This window comes from Streptomyces caelestis, assembly GCF_014205255.1.
Classification (GTDB): domain Bacteria; phylum Actinomycetota; class Actinomycetes; order Streptomycetales; family Streptomycetaceae; genus Streptomyces; species Streptomyces caelestis.
The window spans coordinates 5,018,144-5,033,987 of sequence record NZ_JACHNE010000001.1 but is presented as its reverse complement, the minus strand read 5'-3'; the positions used below and the strand labels follow the sequence as shown (position 1 = coordinate 5,033,987).

14 protein-coding genes and 2 pseudogenes are annotated in these 15,844 nt (G+C 71.7%); 6 read left to right on the top strand and 10 right to left on the bottom strand.

The genetic code is table 11. The features are described from left to right. Positions 1–40 precede the first annotated feature (40 nt). A complete protein-coding gene (locus HDA41_RS23040; RefSeq protein ID WP_184986748.1) occupies positions 41–826 on the top strand; it encodes a DUF4253 domain-containing protein in 786 nt (261 codons plus the stop codon). Positions 827–835: 9 nt separating this feature from the next. Here HDA41_RS23040 and HDA41_RS23035 read toward each other — a convergent pair whose 3' ends face one another. The 3 genes from HDA41_RS23035 to HDA41_RS23025 form a co-directional block, all read right to left on the bottom strand. Beyond that, positions 836–1,669: an arylamine N-acetyltransferase family protein gene (locus HDA41_RS23035; protein WP_184986746.1), complete on the bottom strand. Its 834-nt coding sequence runs from the start codon at positions 1,667–1,669 to the stop codon at positions 836–838. 82 nt (positions 1,670–1,751) lie between these two features. Next, complete coding sequence (locus HDA41_RS23030) at positions 1,752–2,987, bottom strand: aminotransferase-like domain-containing protein (protein ID WP_184986744.1); 1,236 nt, start codon at positions 2,985–2,987, stop codon at positions 1,752–1,754. Positions 2,988–3,082: 95 nt separating this feature from the next. Further along, complete coding sequence (locus HDA41_RS23025; RefSeq protein ID WP_184986742.1) at positions 3,083–3,985, bottom strand: SAM-dependent methyltransferase; 903 nt, start codon at positions 3,983–3,985, stop codon at positions 3,083–3,085. A gap of 86 nt (positions 3,986–4,071) precedes the next feature. Here HDA41_RS23025 and HDA41_RS23020 point away from each other — a divergent pair, with 86 nt between their 5' ends. Beyond that, complete coding sequence (locus HDA41_RS23020; RefSeq protein ID WP_376706862.1) at positions 4,072–4,263, top strand: hypothetical protein; 192 nt, start codon at positions 4,072–4,074, stop codon at positions 4,261–4,263. Here HDA41_RS23020 and HDA41_RS23015 read toward each other — a convergent pair. Continuing rightward, positions 4,264–4,777, bottom strand: a pseudogene (locus HDA41_RS23015) (transcriptional regulator); the annotation flags it as partial. A gap of 104 nt (positions 4,778–4,881) precedes the next feature. Between HDA41_RS23015 and HDA41_RS43005 the strand changes: the two are divergent. After that, positions 4,882–5,046, top strand: a pseudogene (locus tag HDA41_RS43005) (DUF4232 domain-containing protein); the annotation flags it as partial. Here HDA41_RS43005 and hemB read toward each other — a convergent pair. After that, complete coding sequence (gene hemB / locus HDA41_RS23010; RefSeq protein ID WP_184986738.1) at positions 5,040–6,038, bottom strand: porphobilinogen synthase; 999 nt, start codon at positions 6,036–6,038, stop codon at positions 5,040–5,042. The pseudogene HDA41_RS43005 and the gene hemB overlap by 7 nt on opposite strands. Before the next feature lie 249 nt (positions 6,039–6,287). On the opposite strand from hemB, the gene HDA41_RS23005 reads away from it, so the two are divergent. Beyond that, positions 6,288–7,676: an FAD-binding oxidoreductase gene (locus HDA41_RS23005; RefSeq protein WP_184986736.1), complete on the top strand. Its 1,389-nt coding sequence runs from the start codon at positions 6,288–6,290 to the stop codon at positions 7,674–7,676. 26 nt (positions 7,677–7,702) lie between these two features. Here HDA41_RS23005 and HDA41_RS23000 read toward each other — a convergent pair whose 3' ends face one another. The 5 genes from HDA41_RS23000 to HDA41_RS22980 all read right to left on the bottom strand — a co-directional run bounded on the left by HDA41_RS23000 (position 7,703) and on the right by HDA41_RS22980 (position 13,475). Continuing rightward, the gene (locus HDA41_RS23000) at positions 7,703–9,409 is read right to left on the bottom strand and encodes a bifunctional uroporphyrinogen-III C-methyltransferase/uroporphyrinogen-III synthase (RefSeq protein ID WP_184986734.1); all 1,707 of its coding nucleotides are present in this window, start codon (positions 9,407–9,409) and stop codon (positions 7,703–7,705) included. Beyond that, a complete protein-coding gene (gene hemC / locus HDA41_RS22995; protein ID WP_184986732.1) occupies positions 9,406–10,365 on the bottom strand; it encodes a hydroxymethylbilane synthase in 960 nt (319 codons plus the stop codon). The genes HDA41_RS23000 and hemC overlap by 4 nt, the downstream gene beginning before the upstream one ends. Next, positions 10,362–12,116, bottom strand: coding sequence for a glutamyl-tRNA reductase (locus HDA41_RS22990; protein WP_184986730.1), 1,755 nt, complete (start codon positions 12,114–12,116; stop codon positions 10,362–10,364). Before HDA41_RS22990 ends, hemC begins: the two co-directional genes overlap by 4 nt. Next, complete coding sequence (locus HDA41_RS22985) at positions 12,113–12,877, bottom strand: redox-sensing transcriptional repressor Rex (protein ID WP_184986728.1); 765 nt, start codon at positions 12,875–12,877, stop codon at positions 12,113–12,115. Before HDA41_RS22985 ends, HDA41_RS22990 begins: the two co-directional genes overlap by 4 nt. A 319-nt stretch (positions 12,878–13,196) precedes the next feature. After that, a complete protein-coding gene (locus HDA41_RS22980; RefSeq protein ID WP_184986727.1) occupies positions 13,197–13,475 on the bottom strand; it encodes a glutaredoxin family protein in 279 nt (92 codons plus the stop codon). A gap of 162 nt (positions 13,476–13,637) precedes the next feature. On the opposite strand from HDA41_RS22980, the gene HDA41_RS22975 reads away from it, so the two are divergent. Further along, positions 13,638–14,555: an HAD family hydrolase gene (locus HDA41_RS22975; RefSeq protein WP_184986725.1), complete on the top strand. Its 918-nt coding sequence runs from the start codon at positions 13,638–13,640 to the stop codon at positions 14,553–14,555. Between the two features lie 363 nt (positions 14,556–14,918). Beyond that, on the top strand, positions 14,919–15,689 hold the full coding sequence (locus tag HDA41_RS22970) for an ECF subfamily RNA polymerase sigma factor, BldN family (protein WP_184986723.1): 771 nt from the start codon (positions 14,919–14,921) through the stop codon (positions 15,687–15,689). The last annotated feature ends 155 nt before the right edge of the window (positions 15,690–15,844 follow it).

Sequence of the window (15,844 nt, the reverse complement as noted above, 5' to 3'; positions counted from 1 at the left end):
GCCGGCCCGATTGTCAGTGGTCGCCTCTAGAGTCACGATCATGGCGACTCTTCCCAACATCCTGCCGAAGCTGACGGCTGACCCGAGCGGCGGCGCTCTCGGACTCCGGCTCCCCACCGGGGCACTCGTCGACACCACGGACGAGGGTCCCTGGCACGAGCCGCTGCTGTGGTACGCGGACGAGCGGGCTCTCCCGGGCGGCTGGGCGGCACTGGAGCCGGCCCGTCGCACGGGACTGCTGCCGGTCGTGCTCGACGTGGGGGACGGGCACGGCGGGCCGGACCGCTGGGAGTTGATGCCCGGCGAGGTGTCGTACCCCGGGGACCACGACGCCGAGGAGGTACTCGCGGAGTACTGGGAGGAGTACGCCGCGGAGGGTGGCGCTTGGCCCGGGCCGGCCGCCCCGCTCCCCCACGCGCAGGACCCTGACGCGGTCGCCGCCGGCGTCGCGGACTCGCTGCTCGACGGCGGAAGCCCGCTGAAGGACCCCCGCCTCGCTCTCGTCCCGGCCCGCCGCAGCGCGGACATACCGACGGCGATCGGCTGGACGGGCCCGGCGAACCACGAGGGTGACACGGCCCGGCTCAGCGCGGTGCTGCGCTCCTGGGAGGACCGCTTCGGCATACGGGTCGTGGCCCTCGGCTTCGATCACCTGCTGGTGTCGGTCGCCGCCCCGCCCGTCACGACGGCCGACGCGGAGGCCGTGGCCGCCGAGCACTTCGCGTTCTGCCCGGACAACGTCTGGCAGGGCGCCGACCCGACACTGCGGGCGTACGCCGGACACCAGGTCCTCGACCGGCCGGTCTGGCACTTCTGGTGGGACTGACGCGGCCCGTCAGCCGGTCAGCAGCGTCACCTCCTCCGGCGCGGTGATGCCGAACTCCTCTTCAAGGAGCCGCCGCGCCTCCGCCTCATCGGTCACCTCCCGCTCGGTGACCGTCCCGTCGGGGCGGGTCCGCGTGAGGAGCCGGCCGTCGAGCAGGAGATGCCGCGCGGCGCTGACGTGCTGGACGTAGAGGCGCTGGGCGAACGGCGAGCGCGGGTTGGTGGCGATGTGCCAGTTGATGACGTCGAAGTCGGGCTTTTCGAAGGGCTCCAGGGTGAAGGCGTACTGCCCGGTCCAGTCGTCCTTCGCCGGGTCGTGGGCCTGCAGCAGCCACATCTCCAGCGGACCGTCGTGCGGCACGTGCACCAGGCGGTGCCGCCGCCCGGCCCCGGCGAACTCGACGTCCGCGACCAGCGGCACCGGTTCCAGCAGCGAGCCGATCGCCCCGAAGCCGACGTCCGCGAGGTACGGCCGCTGTTCGCCGGGGACGTCGGCCAGCAACGCCATGTGTGTGCGCGGCCGGCTGGCGATGGTGTCGGCGCCGACGACGACCCTCGCGTTCAGCAGGGTCACCCGGAAGCCCAGCGCCTCCAGCGCGCGGGCGAACAGCGTGTTGTGCTCGTAGCAGTAGCCGCCGCGCCGGCTGTGGACCAGCTTGGCCGTGAGGTCGGCCGGATCGAGGGAGGGGGCCCTGCCGCCCACTGCGTCGAGGTTCTCGAACGGGATGGCCCGCAGGTGCGCCAGATGCACACCGCGCAGGGTGGCCGCGTCGGCCCGCCGCTCCCCCTCCCATCCGATCCGCCGGAGATACGCGTCGAGGTCGAACTGTATGGAGTCCAGCATGCCGTCACCGTAAACAGACCCCTCCCGCCCGTCCGCGTCCCACAGGCGGAGCCGCCGCTCGGCCGTTGGTCCTAGGCCCCCGTCATGAGCCTGCCGTCATGCCGGCCCGCAGCCCCTTCCCCAGCCTCCGCAGCCCTTCCTCGATCTCCTCCGGCGTCTGCGTCACGAAGCACAGCCGCAGGGTCCTGCGGTCGGGCGTGCCGGCGTGGAAGGGGGCGCCCGGGACGTACGCCACGTCGTACCGCACCACCTGCGGCAGCAGGGCCGTCGTGTCGTACGGCTCCGGCAGGCGCGCCCAGAGGAACATGCCGCCCTCGGGCCGGGTCCAGTCCGATCCCTCGGGCAGCGCGCCGGGCAGCCCCGCGAGCATGGCGTCCCGGCGTTCGCGGTACACGCCGGCGACGCGCGTGACGTGGGCGTCCAGGTCGTGGTCGGCGAGGTACCGGGCCGCGGCGAGCTGGTTGACGGTCGGTGTGTGCAGGTCGGCGGCCTGCTTGGCGACGGCACAGGCGCGCCGCAGCTCACCGGGCGCGCGCAGCCAGCCCAGCCGCAGACCGGGCGCCATCACCTTGGAGAAGCTGCCGAGCAGGACCGTACGGTCCTCGGCGCCCGGGTGGGAGGCGATCCACGGCACGCGTGCGCCCTCGTAGCGGAGCTCTCCGTAGGGGTCGTCCTCGACGATCCACAGCCCGCGCCGGGCGGCGACGGCGGCCACGGCGGCGCGCCGCTCGGCGGGCAGTGTGCGGCCGGTGGGGTTCTGGAAGGTGGGCACGGTGTAGAGCAGCTTGGGCCGCTCGCGCACCACGAGGTCCTCCAGCGCCTCGGGATCGACACCGTGCTCGTCTCCGGGCACGGCCACGACCCGGGCTCCGGCGAAGCCGAACGCCTGGAGGGCCGCCAGATAGCAGGGGTTCTCGACGAGGACGGTGTCCCCGGGTTCGAGCAGTGCGGTGGTGAGGAGCGAGAGGGCCTGCTGGGAGCCGGTGGTGACGAGCAGGTCGTCGGGGCCGGTCGGCAGTCCGCGTGCCGTGGTGCGGTCGGCGAGCGCGGCCCGCAGCACGGGCTCGCCCTCGGTCGTGGAGTACTGCAACGCCCTCGCGGGCTCCTCGGCGAGGACGGCCCGGTACGTGGCCGCGATGCCCTCCGCGTCGAACAGCTCCGGCGCCGGCAGCCCGCCCGCGAAGTTGATCACCTCGGGGCGGGCGGTGACGGCCAGGATGTCCCGCACGGGAGAACCGCCGACCGATCGCACCCGCGCGGCGAGCGGCGGCACGGGAGAGTGGGCGGGCGGCGCGGGCGCGGGCTCGGTGACGGTCATGACACGGCTCCTTCGACTGCGGTGACGACTGTGCGCCGCAGCCTAGAGAAGTACCTGCCGCCTACAGACACATTTCCGCGATCCGGACACCCCGCTCAGCCCTTGGCGGCCATCCCCGCGTACACGTTGATGTCCGCGTCCGTGACGTCGTTGATGTCGTGGTAGCGGACCTTGTCGATGTCGTCGAGGCCGGCGAGGTACGACTCCTCCGGCCGCTCGGGGGCGGGAGCCGCGTGGTCGGGCCGCCAGCGGTGCGCGGGCACGACCCCCGGGTCGGCGATCTCCAGGGAGTTCTCCGTGAAGAACCGCTCCACCTCCGCCCGGGACCGCAGCACGAAGGTGAACCCCCGCTCGGTGTATGTCCGCTGCACCGCGCGGATGTTCTCGGGGTTGAGGTCCTCGGTGAGGTGGCTGAGCACCAGCCGGCTGCCGGCGGGCAGCGCGTCGAGCAGCTCGCGCACCAGCGGATACGCCTCCTCGTCCGCGACGAAGTGCAGGATGGCGACCAAGCAGAGCGCGACCGGCTGGTCGAAGTCCAGGGTCTTGGCGGCCTGTTCCAGGATGCGGGCCGGGTCCCGCAGATCGGCGTCGATGTAGTCCGTACGCCCCTCGGGCCCGCTCGTCAGCAGGGCCCGCGCGTGCGCGAGCACGACCGGGTCGTTGTCGACGTACACGACCCGCGAGTCGGGCGCGATGCGCTGCGCGATCTGGTGCACGTTCTCGGCGGTCGGCAGTCCCGTGCCGATGTCGAGGAACTGCCGGATGCCGTCCCGCTCGACCAGCGTGGTCACCGCGCGGCGCAGGAAGTCGCGGTTGTGCCGTACGTCGAGGTAACCGCGCGGGTTGGCGGCGAGCGCGGCGGCGGCCGCGTCCCGGTCGGCCGGGTAGTGGTCCTTGCCGCCGAGGAAGACGTCGTAGACCCGGGCCGGGTGCGCCTTGCTGCTGTCGATTCTCCTCTGCAGCTCGGCGGGATCCTGGCTGAGCGCGTCACCGTTCATGGACGTCTCCCTGAAGAATAGGTGGTTCAATCAACAACCACTACGGCGGTCAACAACCTAACGGTTCAAGTGATTTGATGGTGCCCATGCACCCCGGCCAGCCGCCGACGACGACCCCGTGGCGCCCCACCGGCCCCAAGGAGCTGGATCTGGTACGGGAGCTCGACTGGCACGCCTGGCCGCCCCGGCTCCTCGAGCAGCCGATCTTCGCCGAGGAACTCGACGAGTTCAACGCCCGCATCGTCGGCAGGATCGAGCTGGTACACGAGTTTCACTGACTAGTCGGTGGTCCCGGCCTCGACCCACTTGTCGCCGCCCAGCGGGAACTCGTACGCCGGACGCCCGTTGTTGCCGCTCGTACGGAAGGGCCGGCCCTCGTCGTTCACCGGCAGGGTGCCGCTCCGGCCGCCGCTGGACCAGCTCCGCTCCAGGTACCAGCTGATGTCGCACGCGGAGGCGTCGGCCCGCCCGGATGCAGCAGACCTCCGGGGCGGACTCGCTCACCGAGAACGGGGAGTCGTCGTGCTTCGCCTCCGGGACGAGGTCGGGACGCGCGGCGTCGAGGGCGACCGTGAAGGAACGGGGCGGGACGTTGCCGCCGCAGCCGACGCCCGGATGGTCCATGGCGTAGTCGTTCCAGGCGAGCGGCGCACGCTTGCCGGCCATACGGGCCGTCAGCCCGTCGACGACCACCGTCGCCTTCCCGGTGCCCTGCACGGTGACCTTCAGATACTGCCGCCCCGACGGAACGGTCCCCATCGCCCCCACCCAGGCGGACACGTCCTGCTCCAGCGCCGCGGCCGGAGTGGCAGCAGTCCCCTTACGCCCACGGTCCGCATCCGCCGGCACCCACCGCCGATGCAGCCTGGAGCCGCTTGGCGAGCACCCCGTAGCGCGGCACCACCGGCCGCAAGCTCACGGTCGGCTTCCAGGGCCGCACGCCGCACAGCAGCGGCGGCCCCTCGGCGATCCCGCAGCTGCCCTCCGAGGGCGTGTACTACGACAGCTCACTGACCGTCACGTACTGGCTGCGGGACCTGGAGCAGGCCCTGTCCTACTGATCCTTGAGCCGCTGGGCCACCTCGGTGGCCCAATAGGTGAGGATGCTCCGGGCGCCCGCCCGCCGGATACCGGTCAGGGACTCCATGATCGCGCGGTCCCGGTCGATCCAGCCCTTCTCGGCGGCGGCCTCGATCATCGAGTACTCGCCGGAGATCTGATAGGCGGCGACGGGCACGTCCACGGTGTCCGCAACCCGGGCGAGGATGTCCAGGTAGGGCCCCGCGGGCTTCACCATGACCATGTCCGCGCCCTCCTCCAGATCGAGGGCCAGCTCCCGCAGGGACTCACGCACGTTCGCGGGATCCTGCTGGTAGGTCTTCCGGTCCCCCCGCAGGGACGAGCCGACGGCCTCCCGGAACGGCCCGTAGAAGGCGGAGGCGTACTTGGCGGTATAGGCCAGGATGGCGACGTCCTCCCGCCCGATCTGGTCGAGGGCGTCACGGACGACACCGATCTGCCCGTCCATCATTCCGCTGGGGCCGACCACATGGGCCCCGGCATCGGCCTGCACCTGGGCCATCTCGGCGTACCGCTCCAGGGTCGCGTCGTTGTCGACCCGCCCCTGGTCGTCCAGCACCCCGCAGTGCCCGTGATCGGTGGTCTCGTCGAGACACAGATCGGACATGACGAGCAGATCGTCACCGACCTCGGCCCGCACGTCCCGGATGGCGACCTGGAGAATCCCGTCCGGGTCGGTCCCCGGCGTCCCGAGGGCGTCCTTCCTCGACTCCTCCGGCACGCCGAACAGCATGATCCCGGAGATCCCCGCCGCGACGGCCTCCGCGGCGGCCTTCTTCAAACTGTCCCGGGTGTGCTGCACGACCCCCGGCATGGCCCCGATCGGCACCGGCTCGCTGACGCCCTCCCGCACGAAGGCCGGAAGAATGAAATCGGCGGGGTGCAACCGCGTCTCGGCGACCATCCGACGCATGACGGGAGTGCTCCGCAAACGCCGCGGCCGCGTACCGGGAAAAGATCCGTACGTCGTCATGCCACCTACGCTACGCCCGCCCCATACGCCCCGATGCCGACGCACTGTCGGGACTCAGCTGCGGGCATGTACCCCCTGCGCACCCACCCGGCCGCAGCCCCCACGCCGAGTACCCAGCACCCCACAGCCCCACAATGCGCCCACCACCCCCCAGGTCCATCCTGAAAACAACAACCAAGGACAAGGACCCCGACGGCCAACACCACCCTCGCCGCCGCCGTCCCTCCGTACGCCCCCACGGAGGACGCGATGACCACCCGCCACGACACGCCCGACCTCTTCGCCCTCTCGGACATACACGGCCCGGTCCTACGCCCCGGCGACCCGGCCTACGCCGACGAGGTCACCGGCTTCAACCTGGCCGCCCTCCACACCCCCGACGTGGTCATCGGAGCAACCGGCCCCGATGACATCGTCACCGCCATGCGCTGGGCGAAAGCCACCCGCACGCCGGTCGCCGTCCAGGCCACCGGCCACGGCGCCAACTTCCCCATCGAACAGGGCCTCCTCATCAACACGTCCCGCATGACCGACGTGCAGGTGGACCCCACCACCCGCACGGCCACCATCGCCGCGGGCGCGAAGTGGAGCCACGTCATGGCCGCAGCCGCCCCGCACGGCCTCGCCGGCCTCAGCGGGACCTCCACGGACGCGGGCGTCGTCGGCTACACCCTCGGCGGCGGACTCCCCGTCCTCGGCCGCGCCTACGGCTACTCCGCCGACCTGGTCCGCTCCTTCCAGGTCGTCACCCCGGACGGCCGGCTGCGCGAAACGGACCCCCAGCACGAACCGGAACTGTTCTGGGCCCTGCGCGGCGGCAAGGGCAACGCAGGCGTCGTCACCTCGCTCGTCACCGAACTGCTCCCCCTCCCCCGCCTCTACGGCGGCGGCATCTACTGCCCGGGCGAACACGCCGAGACCCTGCTCCGGGCCTGGGTGGACTGGACCCGCACGATCCCGGACCAGATGTGCAGCGCGTTCACGATCCTGCGCCTGCCGCCCATCCCGCAGATCCCGGAGCCACTGCGCGGCGGCTTCTGGGCCCGCGTGGCGATCGCCTGGCCGGGCCTCCCGGCCGAGGGCGAGGCACTGATCGCACCGCTCCGCGCGGCCGCCCCCGTGGCCGTCGACACGGTCGAGGTGATGGACCACGCGGCCCTGAACCGCATCCACATGGAACCGCAGGACCCGCTCCCCGCAAGGGAGTCCTGCCTGCTCCTGCGCGACCTGCCCCCCGACGCCGTCCGCACGTTCCTGGACCAGGCCGGCCCCGCGGCAGGCGTCGACCACCCGCTGCTGATGGTGGAGATACGCCACATGGGCGGCGCGATGTCCCGCCCGTCCCCCGTCGAGGACGCGATCTGCGCCCGCGACGCCCAGTACTTCATCGACTCGGTCGGCATCCTGGCCGCGCCACCCGCCGCCGAGGCCATCGAACGGGCCACGGAACAGCTCTACACGGCCATGGCCCCCTACGGCACGGGCCGCACCATGGTCAACATCCACGGCACCCCGGGCGACGAACAGGACCGCGCCCGCGCCTGGACCCCGGAGGTCTACGAACGCCTACGCCACGACAAGGCCACCTACGACCCGGACAACCTGCTGCGCTACGGCCACGCGGTGACCCCCGCGTAGCCGCAGCCGACAACCTCGGTCGACCCTCAGGTCGTAGACCGCCGCCGCCGAGCCCCCGGCCGCCTCTCACTCGGCCGCGTCACCGGATCCCCGGCTTCGAGAGCGGCAGCTCTCCGCTTCGCGCCGAAGTCGGCCAGCGCCTCCGCCAGCTTGTGCACGGACGGCTCCGGAGCCATCACGTCCACCCGGAGCCCGTGCTCCTCGGCGGTCTTCGCCGTGGCCGGCCCGATACACGCGATGACGGTGACGTTGTGCGGCTTGCCGGCGATACCGACCAGGTTCCGCACGGTCGACGACGACGTGAACAGCACGGCGTCGAACCCGCCGCCCTTGATCGCCTCCCGGGTCTCCGCCGGCGGCGGCGAGGCCCGCACGGTCCGGTAGGCCGTGACGTCGTCGACCTCCCAGCCCAGCTCGATCAGCCCGGCGACCAGCGTCTCCGTGGCGATGTCGGCCCGCGGCAGGAACACCCGGTCGATGGGGTCGAAGACCGGGTCGTAGGGGGGCCAGTCCTCCAGCAGACCGGCGGCCGACTGCTCACCGCTCGGCACCAGGTCCGGCTTCACGCCGAAGGCGATCAGCGCCTTGGCGGTCTGCTCGCCGACGGCCGCGACCTTGATGCCCGCGAAGGCACGCGCGTCGAGCCCGTACTCCTCGAACTTCTCCCGCACGGCCTTGACGGCGTTCACGGAGGTGAAGGCGATCCACTCGTAGCGGCCGGTCACGAGCCCCTTGACCGCCCGCTCCATCTGCTGGGGCGTGCGCGGCGGCTCGACGGCGATGGTCGGCACCTCGTGCGGCACGGCCCCGTACGACCGCAGTTGGTCGGAGAGCGACGCCGCCTGCTCCTTGGTACGCGGCACGAGCACCTTCCAGCCGAACAGCGGCTTGGACTCGAACCACGCGAGCTGGTCGCGCTGGGCGGCGGCGGAACGCTCACCGACCACGGCTATCACCGGCCGGCCGCCGTCGGGCGAGGGCAGCACCTTGGCCTGCTTCAGCGTCTGCGCGATCGTGCCGAGCGTGGCGGTCCAGGTGCGCTGCCGGGTGGTCGTACCGGCGACGGTGACCGTCATCGGGGTGTCCGGCTTGCGGCCCGCGGAGACGAGCTCGCCGGCCGCCGCGGCGACGGAGTCCAGGGTGGTGGACACGACGACCGTGCCGTCCGACGCCCCGACCTCCGTCCAGCACCGGTCCGACGCCGTGCGCGCGTCGACGAATCGCACGTCCGCGCCCTGCGCGTCGCGCAGCGGCACACCGGCGTACGCGGGCACACCGACGGCGCTCGCGATACCGGGGACGACCTCGAAGGGCACCCCGGCGGCGGCGCACGCCAGCATCTCCTCGGCGGCGTACGTGTCGAGCCCGGGGTCCCCGGACACCGCACGCACGACCCGCCTGCCGCCCCGCGCGGCCTCCATGACAAGATGTGCGGCATCCCGCACCGCGGGGGCGGCGACGGCGGTTGACGAGCCGTCAACTACCGTCAGCTGGGGCGCTCCTGTGCCCGGACCCGGCTCCTGGGAAGGATCCGAGTCCGTGTGCACTTCGGAGACGCCCTGCCTGGCGTGCTGACGTACGACGTCGAGCACTTCGTGCTCGGCGACGAGGACGTCCGCGTGCGCCAGCGCCTCGACGGCGCGCAGAGTAAGCAGTCCCGGATCTCCGGGTCCGGCACCCAGGAAGGTGACGTGCCCGTGTTCAGGACCGGCGGAAAGGGCGGTGGGGCTCAATGTGCTCGCTCCCCCATCAGACCGGCCGCGCCCTGGGCGAGCATCTCGGCCGCGAGTTCGCGACCGAGCGCCGTTGCCCGGTCGTGCGTCTCGGGCACGGGACCGGTGGTGGACAGCTGCACCATGCGCGTGCCGTCGGTGGTGCCGACGACGCCGCGCAGGCGCATTTCCTTGACAATCTGCCCGTCGGCCAAAAGGTCGGCCAGCGCGCCCACAGGGGCGCTGCAACCGGCCTCCAGGGCGGCGAGCAGTGACCGCTCGGCCGTCACGGCGACCCGCGTGAGCGGGTCGTCGAGTTCGGCGAGCGCGGCGACGAGGTCCGCGTTGCCCGCGGCACACTCGATCGCCAGGGCCCCCTGGCCGGGGGCGGGCAAAACCGTGTCGACCGACAGGAAGTCGGTCACTTCGTCGCCCCGGCCGATCCGGTTCAGTCCGGCGGCGGCCAGCACGACGGCGTCGAGTTCGCCGGACCGTACGTATCCGATGCGGGTGTCGACGTTGCCGCGGATCGGGACCGTCGCTATGTCCAGGCCGTGGCTGCGCGCGTACGCGTTGAGCTGGGCCATGCGGCGCGGCGAACCGGTACCGATGCGGGCCCCGCTCGGCAGGTCGGTGAACTTCAGCGCGTCCCGGGCGACGATCACGTCCCGCGGGTCCTCCCGCGCGGGTACGGCCGCCACCACCAGTTCATCGGGCTGCGTGGTCGGCAGGTCCTTCAGCGAGTGCACCGCGAAGTCGACCTCGCCCTTGAGCAGCGCGTCGCGCAGAGCGGTCACGAACACACCCGTGCCGCCGATCTGGGCGAGTGCCTCACGCGAGACGTCGCCGTACGTGGTGATCTCGACGAGCTCGACGGGCCGCCCGGTCACCCGGCTCACGGCCTCGGCCACCTGCCCGGACTGGGCCATGGCGAGCCTGCTCCGCCGGGTGCCGAGCCGTAGTGCCTTGTCGTTCATGCCGGCCCTCGGTCTTTCTCTGTGCTGTCCTCGGCCCGGGAGACGGCGGCTACCGCCTCCGGGTCGAGGTCGAACAGGGTCCGCAGCGCGTCCGCGTACCCGGCGCCGCCGGGCTCGGCCGCGAGTTGCTTGACCCGTACGGTCGGCGCGTGCAGCAGCTTGTCCACCACGCGCCGAACGGTCTGGGTGATCTCCGCGCGGTGCTTGTCGTCGAGGCCGGGAAGCCGTCCGTCCAGGCGGGCGATCTCGCTGGCCACGACATCGGCGGCCATGGTGCGCAGGGCGACCACGGTCGGCGTGATGTGCGCGGCCCGCAGTGCTGCCCCGAAGGCCGCGACCTCGTCGGAGACGATACGCCTGACCTGGTCCACATCGGCAGCCATCGGAGCGCCCGCGGAGGCCTCCGCCAGCGACTCGATGTCCACCAGCCGCACCCCGCCCAGCCGGTGCGCGGCCGCGTCTATGTCGCGCGGCATCGCCAGGTCGAGCAGGAAGAGCACGGGCTCGGGCCGCGGCGGCTCGTCGGCCGGCTCGGGCCGGCGCCGCTCGGGGATCCGGCCGACGGCGGCCACGGTCGCGGCGAGCGCGGCGATGGCGTCGGCGTCCGAGGCGGGGTCGAGCGGGCCTGCCGTCCCCGGCCTGGCCGCGCGCTGGGCGCCGCCCACCGTGCCGTTGTCCACCCACGCCGCGTGCTGCTCCAGGTCGGCGGCGGCCATACCGGCCACGGCCGCCTCGCCCAGCACGGAGAATCCGGCGGTGCCCTGCACCGCGGACAGGTCCAGCGGACAGCCGTCCTCGCCGCCGAGGCCGGTCGCCGGCAGGTTGCCCCGCTCCGCGCCCGCCGTCCGGCCCGGCTCGCCGTCCGGAGCGGGCGGCCCGTCGCCGTCGGCCACGGCGGACGGCGTGGCCGTACGGCCCTCCACCGCGGCGGCGACCGACTCGGCCGTCAGGACCAGGCCCGTCGCGCCGGTGCAGGAGACGGCGACATCGGCACGTGTCAGCTCGACCGGCACCGACTCCATCGGGACCGCGCGGGCCAGCACGTCCGTGTCGTCGCCCTCGGCCAGTATCTGCGCCAGTCGCTCCGCGCGGTCCTGGGTGCGGTTGGCGATGACGACCTCGGCGACCCCGGCCCGCGCGAGCGTCGCCGCGGCCAGGGAGGACATCGACCCGGCGCCGATGACCAGGGCCTTCTTGCCCCGGGCCCAGGTCTGCACCTCGCCGCCCGCGGCCAGTTGCTCCAGGCCGAAGGTGACCAGGGACTGGCCTGCGCGGTCGATGCCGGTCTCGGAGTGGGCGCGCTTGCCGACCCTCAGGGCCTGCTGGAACAGGTCGTTCAGCAGCCGGCCCGCGGAGTTGAGCTCCTGGGCGCGGTTCAGGGAGTCCTTGATCTGGCCGAGGATCTGCCCCTCGCCGACGACCATCGAGTCCAGGCCGCAGGCCACCGAGAACAGGTGGTGGACGGCCCGGTCCTCGTAGTGCACGTAGAGATAGGGAGTGAGTTCCTCCAGGCCGACCCCGCTGTGCTGGGCGAGCAGCGTGGACAGCTCGGCGACACCGGCGTGGAACTTGTCCACGTCGGCGTAGAGCTCGATGCGATTGCAGGTGGCGAGCAGCGCGGCCTCGGCGGCCGGTTCGGCGGCGACCGTGTCCTGGAGCAGCTTGACCTGCGCGTCCGCGTTGAGCGAGGCCCGCTCCAGCACGCTGACGGGAGCGCTGCGGTGGCTGAGTCCGACGACGAGGAGGCTCATGCCGGCATCACGGCGGGCATGTCCCCGTCGGGTCCCTGGTCGGCGGAGTCGCTGCGCGCGGCGGCGGCCGGGACGCCGCCGTCGGAGGCGGCGGCCTCCTCGCCGGCCTTGCGCTGCTCGTGGAAGGCGAGGATCTGCAGCTCGATGGAGAGGTCGACCTTGCGCACGTCGACGCCTTCGGGGACGGACAGCACGGTCGGCGCGAAGTTCAGGATGGAGGTGACGCCGGCGGCCACGAGCCGGTCGCAGACCTGCTGGGCGGCACCGGCGGGGGTGGCGATGACACCGATCGACACGCCGTTGTCCTGGATGATCTTCTCCAGGTCGTCGGAGTGCTGCACGGGAATGCCGGCGACGGGCTTGCCCGCCATGGCCGGGTCGGCGTCGATCAGCGCGGCGACCCGGAAGCCGCGGGAGGCGAACCCGCCGTAGTTGGCGAGGGCGGCGCCGAGGTTGCCGATACCGACGATCACGACGGGCCAGTCCTGGGTGAGGCCCAGTTCGCGGGAGATCTGGTAGACGAGATACTCGACGTCGTAGCCGACGCCCCGGGTCCCGTAGGAGCCGAGGTAGGAGAAGTCCTTGCGCAGCTTCGCGGAGTTGACCCCCGCCGCGGCCGCGAGCTCCTCGGAGGAGACCGTGGGCACCGAGCGCTCCGACAGCGCGGTCAGAGCGCGGAGGTACAGCGGAAGCCGGGCGACGGTGGCCTCGGGAATCCCTCGGCTGCGGGTCGCCGGTCGGTGAGTTCGGCCAGTTGCCACGGTGCTCCTGCGGGTAGAGCGGGGCTGTAGGCGGTCATACGTCCCTACATGACCGCCCCGTCGAAAGCAGGCTATGTCTTTGTGAACGCGTGCACAAAGATGGTGTCCGTTTTGCCCGCCCAACGTGACCGGGCTCACGCGCCCCCGGCGCGCTCCTGGGGAACCGGCGCATCCGCACCACTGTTCCTTTACTTCTGGGGGCAAAACCGCACACTCTCCTCCGCGTATCCCGCCCCCGAGACCAGCCACCGTCGATCGGTCCTAAGCGACCCAGCCGACCGCTTTGGACTGCTCGGTCAGTTGCGGCACCCGGCCGGCATCAGTCGGTCAGCGCCTTGCGCAGGCGGCCCTCGTTCACCCGCCAGAACGTGTGCTGCCTGCCGTCCACCAGCACGACCGGGATCTGTTCCCAGTACTGGTCGTGCAGTTCCCGATCCTCGGTGATGTCCTTCTGCTCCCAGGGGACTCCCAGATCACCGCACACCTTCTCCACGACGACCTGTGCGTCATCACACAGATGACAGCCGGGCTTCCGGATCAGGGTGACGAGCCGGTCCCGAGGGGGCCTGCGACGAAAGAGGGGACTCATGTCCGCCATTGTCGCGCGCCCGTGAACGAGGGGAACCCCCGTGAAAGCACCAGGGGACACGCCGGTCGTGCCTGTCCCGGCCGACACCTTTGACGACACGCTCGCCGAGAGTTCACACGCTCCGAACCTCTCGACTCCGGAACCCCCGAACAATCTGGCTATGCTCACGCCATGGCCGCTCTCGGATGGCTCACTCCCCGTAGGCGCTCCGCCACGGCGCGGAGCGTTTTGGCAGGCGAGGCCTCGGCGGAGGCTGCCCGCAAGTCCTCGCAGGAGGCCGTCGGCACGCCCGAGGAACCGCAGTTCCCGGTGCACGGCGACGACCAGGCCGCCGCCTTCTTCGACCTGGACAACACCGTCATGCAGGGTGCCGCCCTGTTCCACTTCGGTCGGGGCCTGTACAAGCGGAAGTTCTTCGAGACGCGCGACCTCGCCCGGTTCGCCTGGCAGCAGGCATGGTTCCGGCTGGCCGGGGTCGAGGACCCCGAACACATGCAGGAGGCCCGCGACTCGGCCCTGTCCATCGTCAAGGGCCACCGCGTCGCCGAGCTCCAGTCGATCGGCGAGGAGATCTACGACGAGTACATGGCCGAGCGCATCTGGCCCGGCACCCGCGCCCTGGCCCAGGCCCACCTGGACGCGGGCCAGAGGGTCTGGCTCGTGACGGCGGCCCCCGTCGAGATCGCCCAGGTCATCGCCCGCCGCCTGGGCCTGACCGGCGCCCTGGGCACGGTCGCCGAGTCGGTCGACGGCGTCTACACGGGCAAGCTCGTCGGCGAACCGCTGCACGGCCCCGCGAAGGCCGAGGCGGTCCGCGCGCTGGCCGCGGCCGAGGGCCTGGACCTGAGCCGCTGCGCCGCCTACAGCGACTCGCACAACGACATCCCGATGCTGTCCCTGGTCGGCCACCCCTACGCCATCAACCCGGACTCCAAGCTGCGCAAGCACGCCCGCGAGCTGGACTGGCGCCTGCGCGACTACCGCACCGGCCGCAAGGCGGCCAAGGTCGGTATCCCCGCCGCGGCCGGCGTGGGCGCGGTGGCCGGCGGCACCGCGGCGGCGATCGCCCTGCACCGCCGCCGCCGCTGACGGCCGGTCAAGCCGACGACCGATCAATCCGGGACACCTTCGTTTACGGATGACAGGCCCCGTAAATCCAACTGGCGTACCCCCACAACCTCGTATCCAGTCCTCTTGGCTGGACACGGCCAGAACACGCCCTGGACTCATCCTCAATCCGAAGTTTTCCGATCAAGAATTGTTCACACTCTGACACTTGATGCGGTGTCAATCGGTTACGGAAGCGACGTAATCGATGATTTGAGCAACTCGGTGTAGCAGGGCCTGCACGAAGCGTTATTCTCCTCAGACGCAAACCGGTACCCCTCCGTCGCTACGACGGGTGAAAGGTCCCGCACTGCACGTGATGGAAGCTCTGCCTCTGGGAGTCCCGTGTACCCACACGTCGGGGTTGACGCCTCGGGCCTGGCTACGCTGCGCGCAACGGTCCTCGACCTGTTGCGCGGCTACGTCCCCACCGCGTACGCCGGCCCCGCATTCGCCACCGCCGCGCCCGTAGGCCCTTGCTATGCACTGGCCGACGGCAGCGCCGCGGTCGGCAGACGAGGGCGCCCGTCCGGCGCGGCCACCGTCCGACGGCCGGCGGCGGACAGCGACAGCGCCCGCATGATGGACCTCGTGGAGCGCGCCCAGGCCGGCGAGTCCGACGCCTTCGGCCGTCTCTACGACCAATACAGCGACACCGTCTACCGGTACATCTACTACCGGGTCGGAGGAAAGGCGACCGCCGAAGACCTCACCAGCGAGACCTTCCTGCGTGCCCTGCGCCGCATCGGCACCTTCACCTGGCAGGGCCGGGACTTCGGCGCCTGGCTGGTCACCATCGCCCGCAACCTCGTCGCGGACCACTTCAAGTCCAGCCGTTTCCGGCTGGAGGTCACCACCGGCGAGATGCTCGACGCCAACGAGGTCGAGCGCTCCCCCGAGGACTCCGTCCTGGAGTCCCTCTCCAACGCCGCTCTGCTCGACGCCGTGCGGCGACTCAACCCCCAGCAGCAGGAGTGCGTGACACTCCGCTTCCTCCAGGGCCTCTCCGTCGCCGAGACCGCCCGTGTGATGGGCAAGAACGAGGGTGCCATCAAGACCCTCCAGTACCGGGCCGTCCGCACCCTCGCCCGGCTTCTCCCGGAAGACGCCCGCTGACGGTCCTACGCATGGCGACGGCCAACTCACGTTCCGTGAAAGTCGGTTGACTTCCGCATCCGATCATCCGGCGTCCGTAACCCAAGTGCCGCGCCACTCGTTGTGCGGGATGCAGGCTCCCTGTGGTCACCCCCTGACCGACTCCGATCACTCGA

Bases quoted from the DNA above. Each gene is read 5' to 3' on its own strand.
- HDA41_RS23040 (WP_184986748.1), top strand. From the start codon at position 41: ATGGCGACTCTTCCCAACATCCTGCCGAAGCTGACGGCTGACCCGAGC.
- HDA41_RS23035 (WP_184986746.1), bottom strand. From the start codon at position 1,669: ATGCTGGACTCCATACAGTTCGACCTCGACGCGTATCTCCGGCGGATC.
- HDA41_RS23030 (WP_184986744.1), bottom strand. From the start codon at position 2,987: ATGACCGTCACCGAGCCCGCGCCCGCGCCGCCCGCCCACTCTCCCGTG.
- HDA41_RS23025 (WP_184986742.1), bottom strand. From the start codon at position 3,985: ATGAACGGTGACGCGCTCAGCCAGGATCCCGCCGAGCTGCAGAGGAGA.
- HDA41_RS23020 (WP_376706862.1), top strand. From the start codon at position 4,072: ATGCACCCCGGCCAGCCGCCGACGACGACCCCGTGGCGCCCCACCGGC.
- hemB (WP_184986738.1), bottom strand. From the start codon at position 6,038: ATGACGACGTACGGATCTTTTCCCGGTACGCGGCCGCGGCGTTTGCGG.
- HDA41_RS23005 (WP_184986736.1), top strand. From the start codon at position 6,288: ATGACCACCCGCCACGACACGCCCGACCTCTTCGCCCTCTCGGACATA.
- hemC (WP_184986732.1), bottom strand. From the start codon at position 10,365: ATGAACGACAAGGCACTACGGCTCGGCACCCGGCGGAGCAGGCTCGCC.
- HDA41_RS22990 (WP_184986730.1), bottom strand. From the start codon at position 12,116: ATGAGCCTCCTCGTCGTCGGACTCAGCCACCGCAGCGCTCCCGTCAGC.
- HDA41_RS22980 (WP_184986727.1), bottom strand. From the start codon at position 13,475: ATGGCGGACATGAGTCCCCTCTTTCGTCGCAGGCCCCCTCGGGACCGG.
- HDA41_RS22975 (WP_184986725.1), top strand. From the start codon at position 13,638: ATGGCCGCTCTCGGATGGCTCACTCCCCGTAGGCGCTCCGCCACGGCG.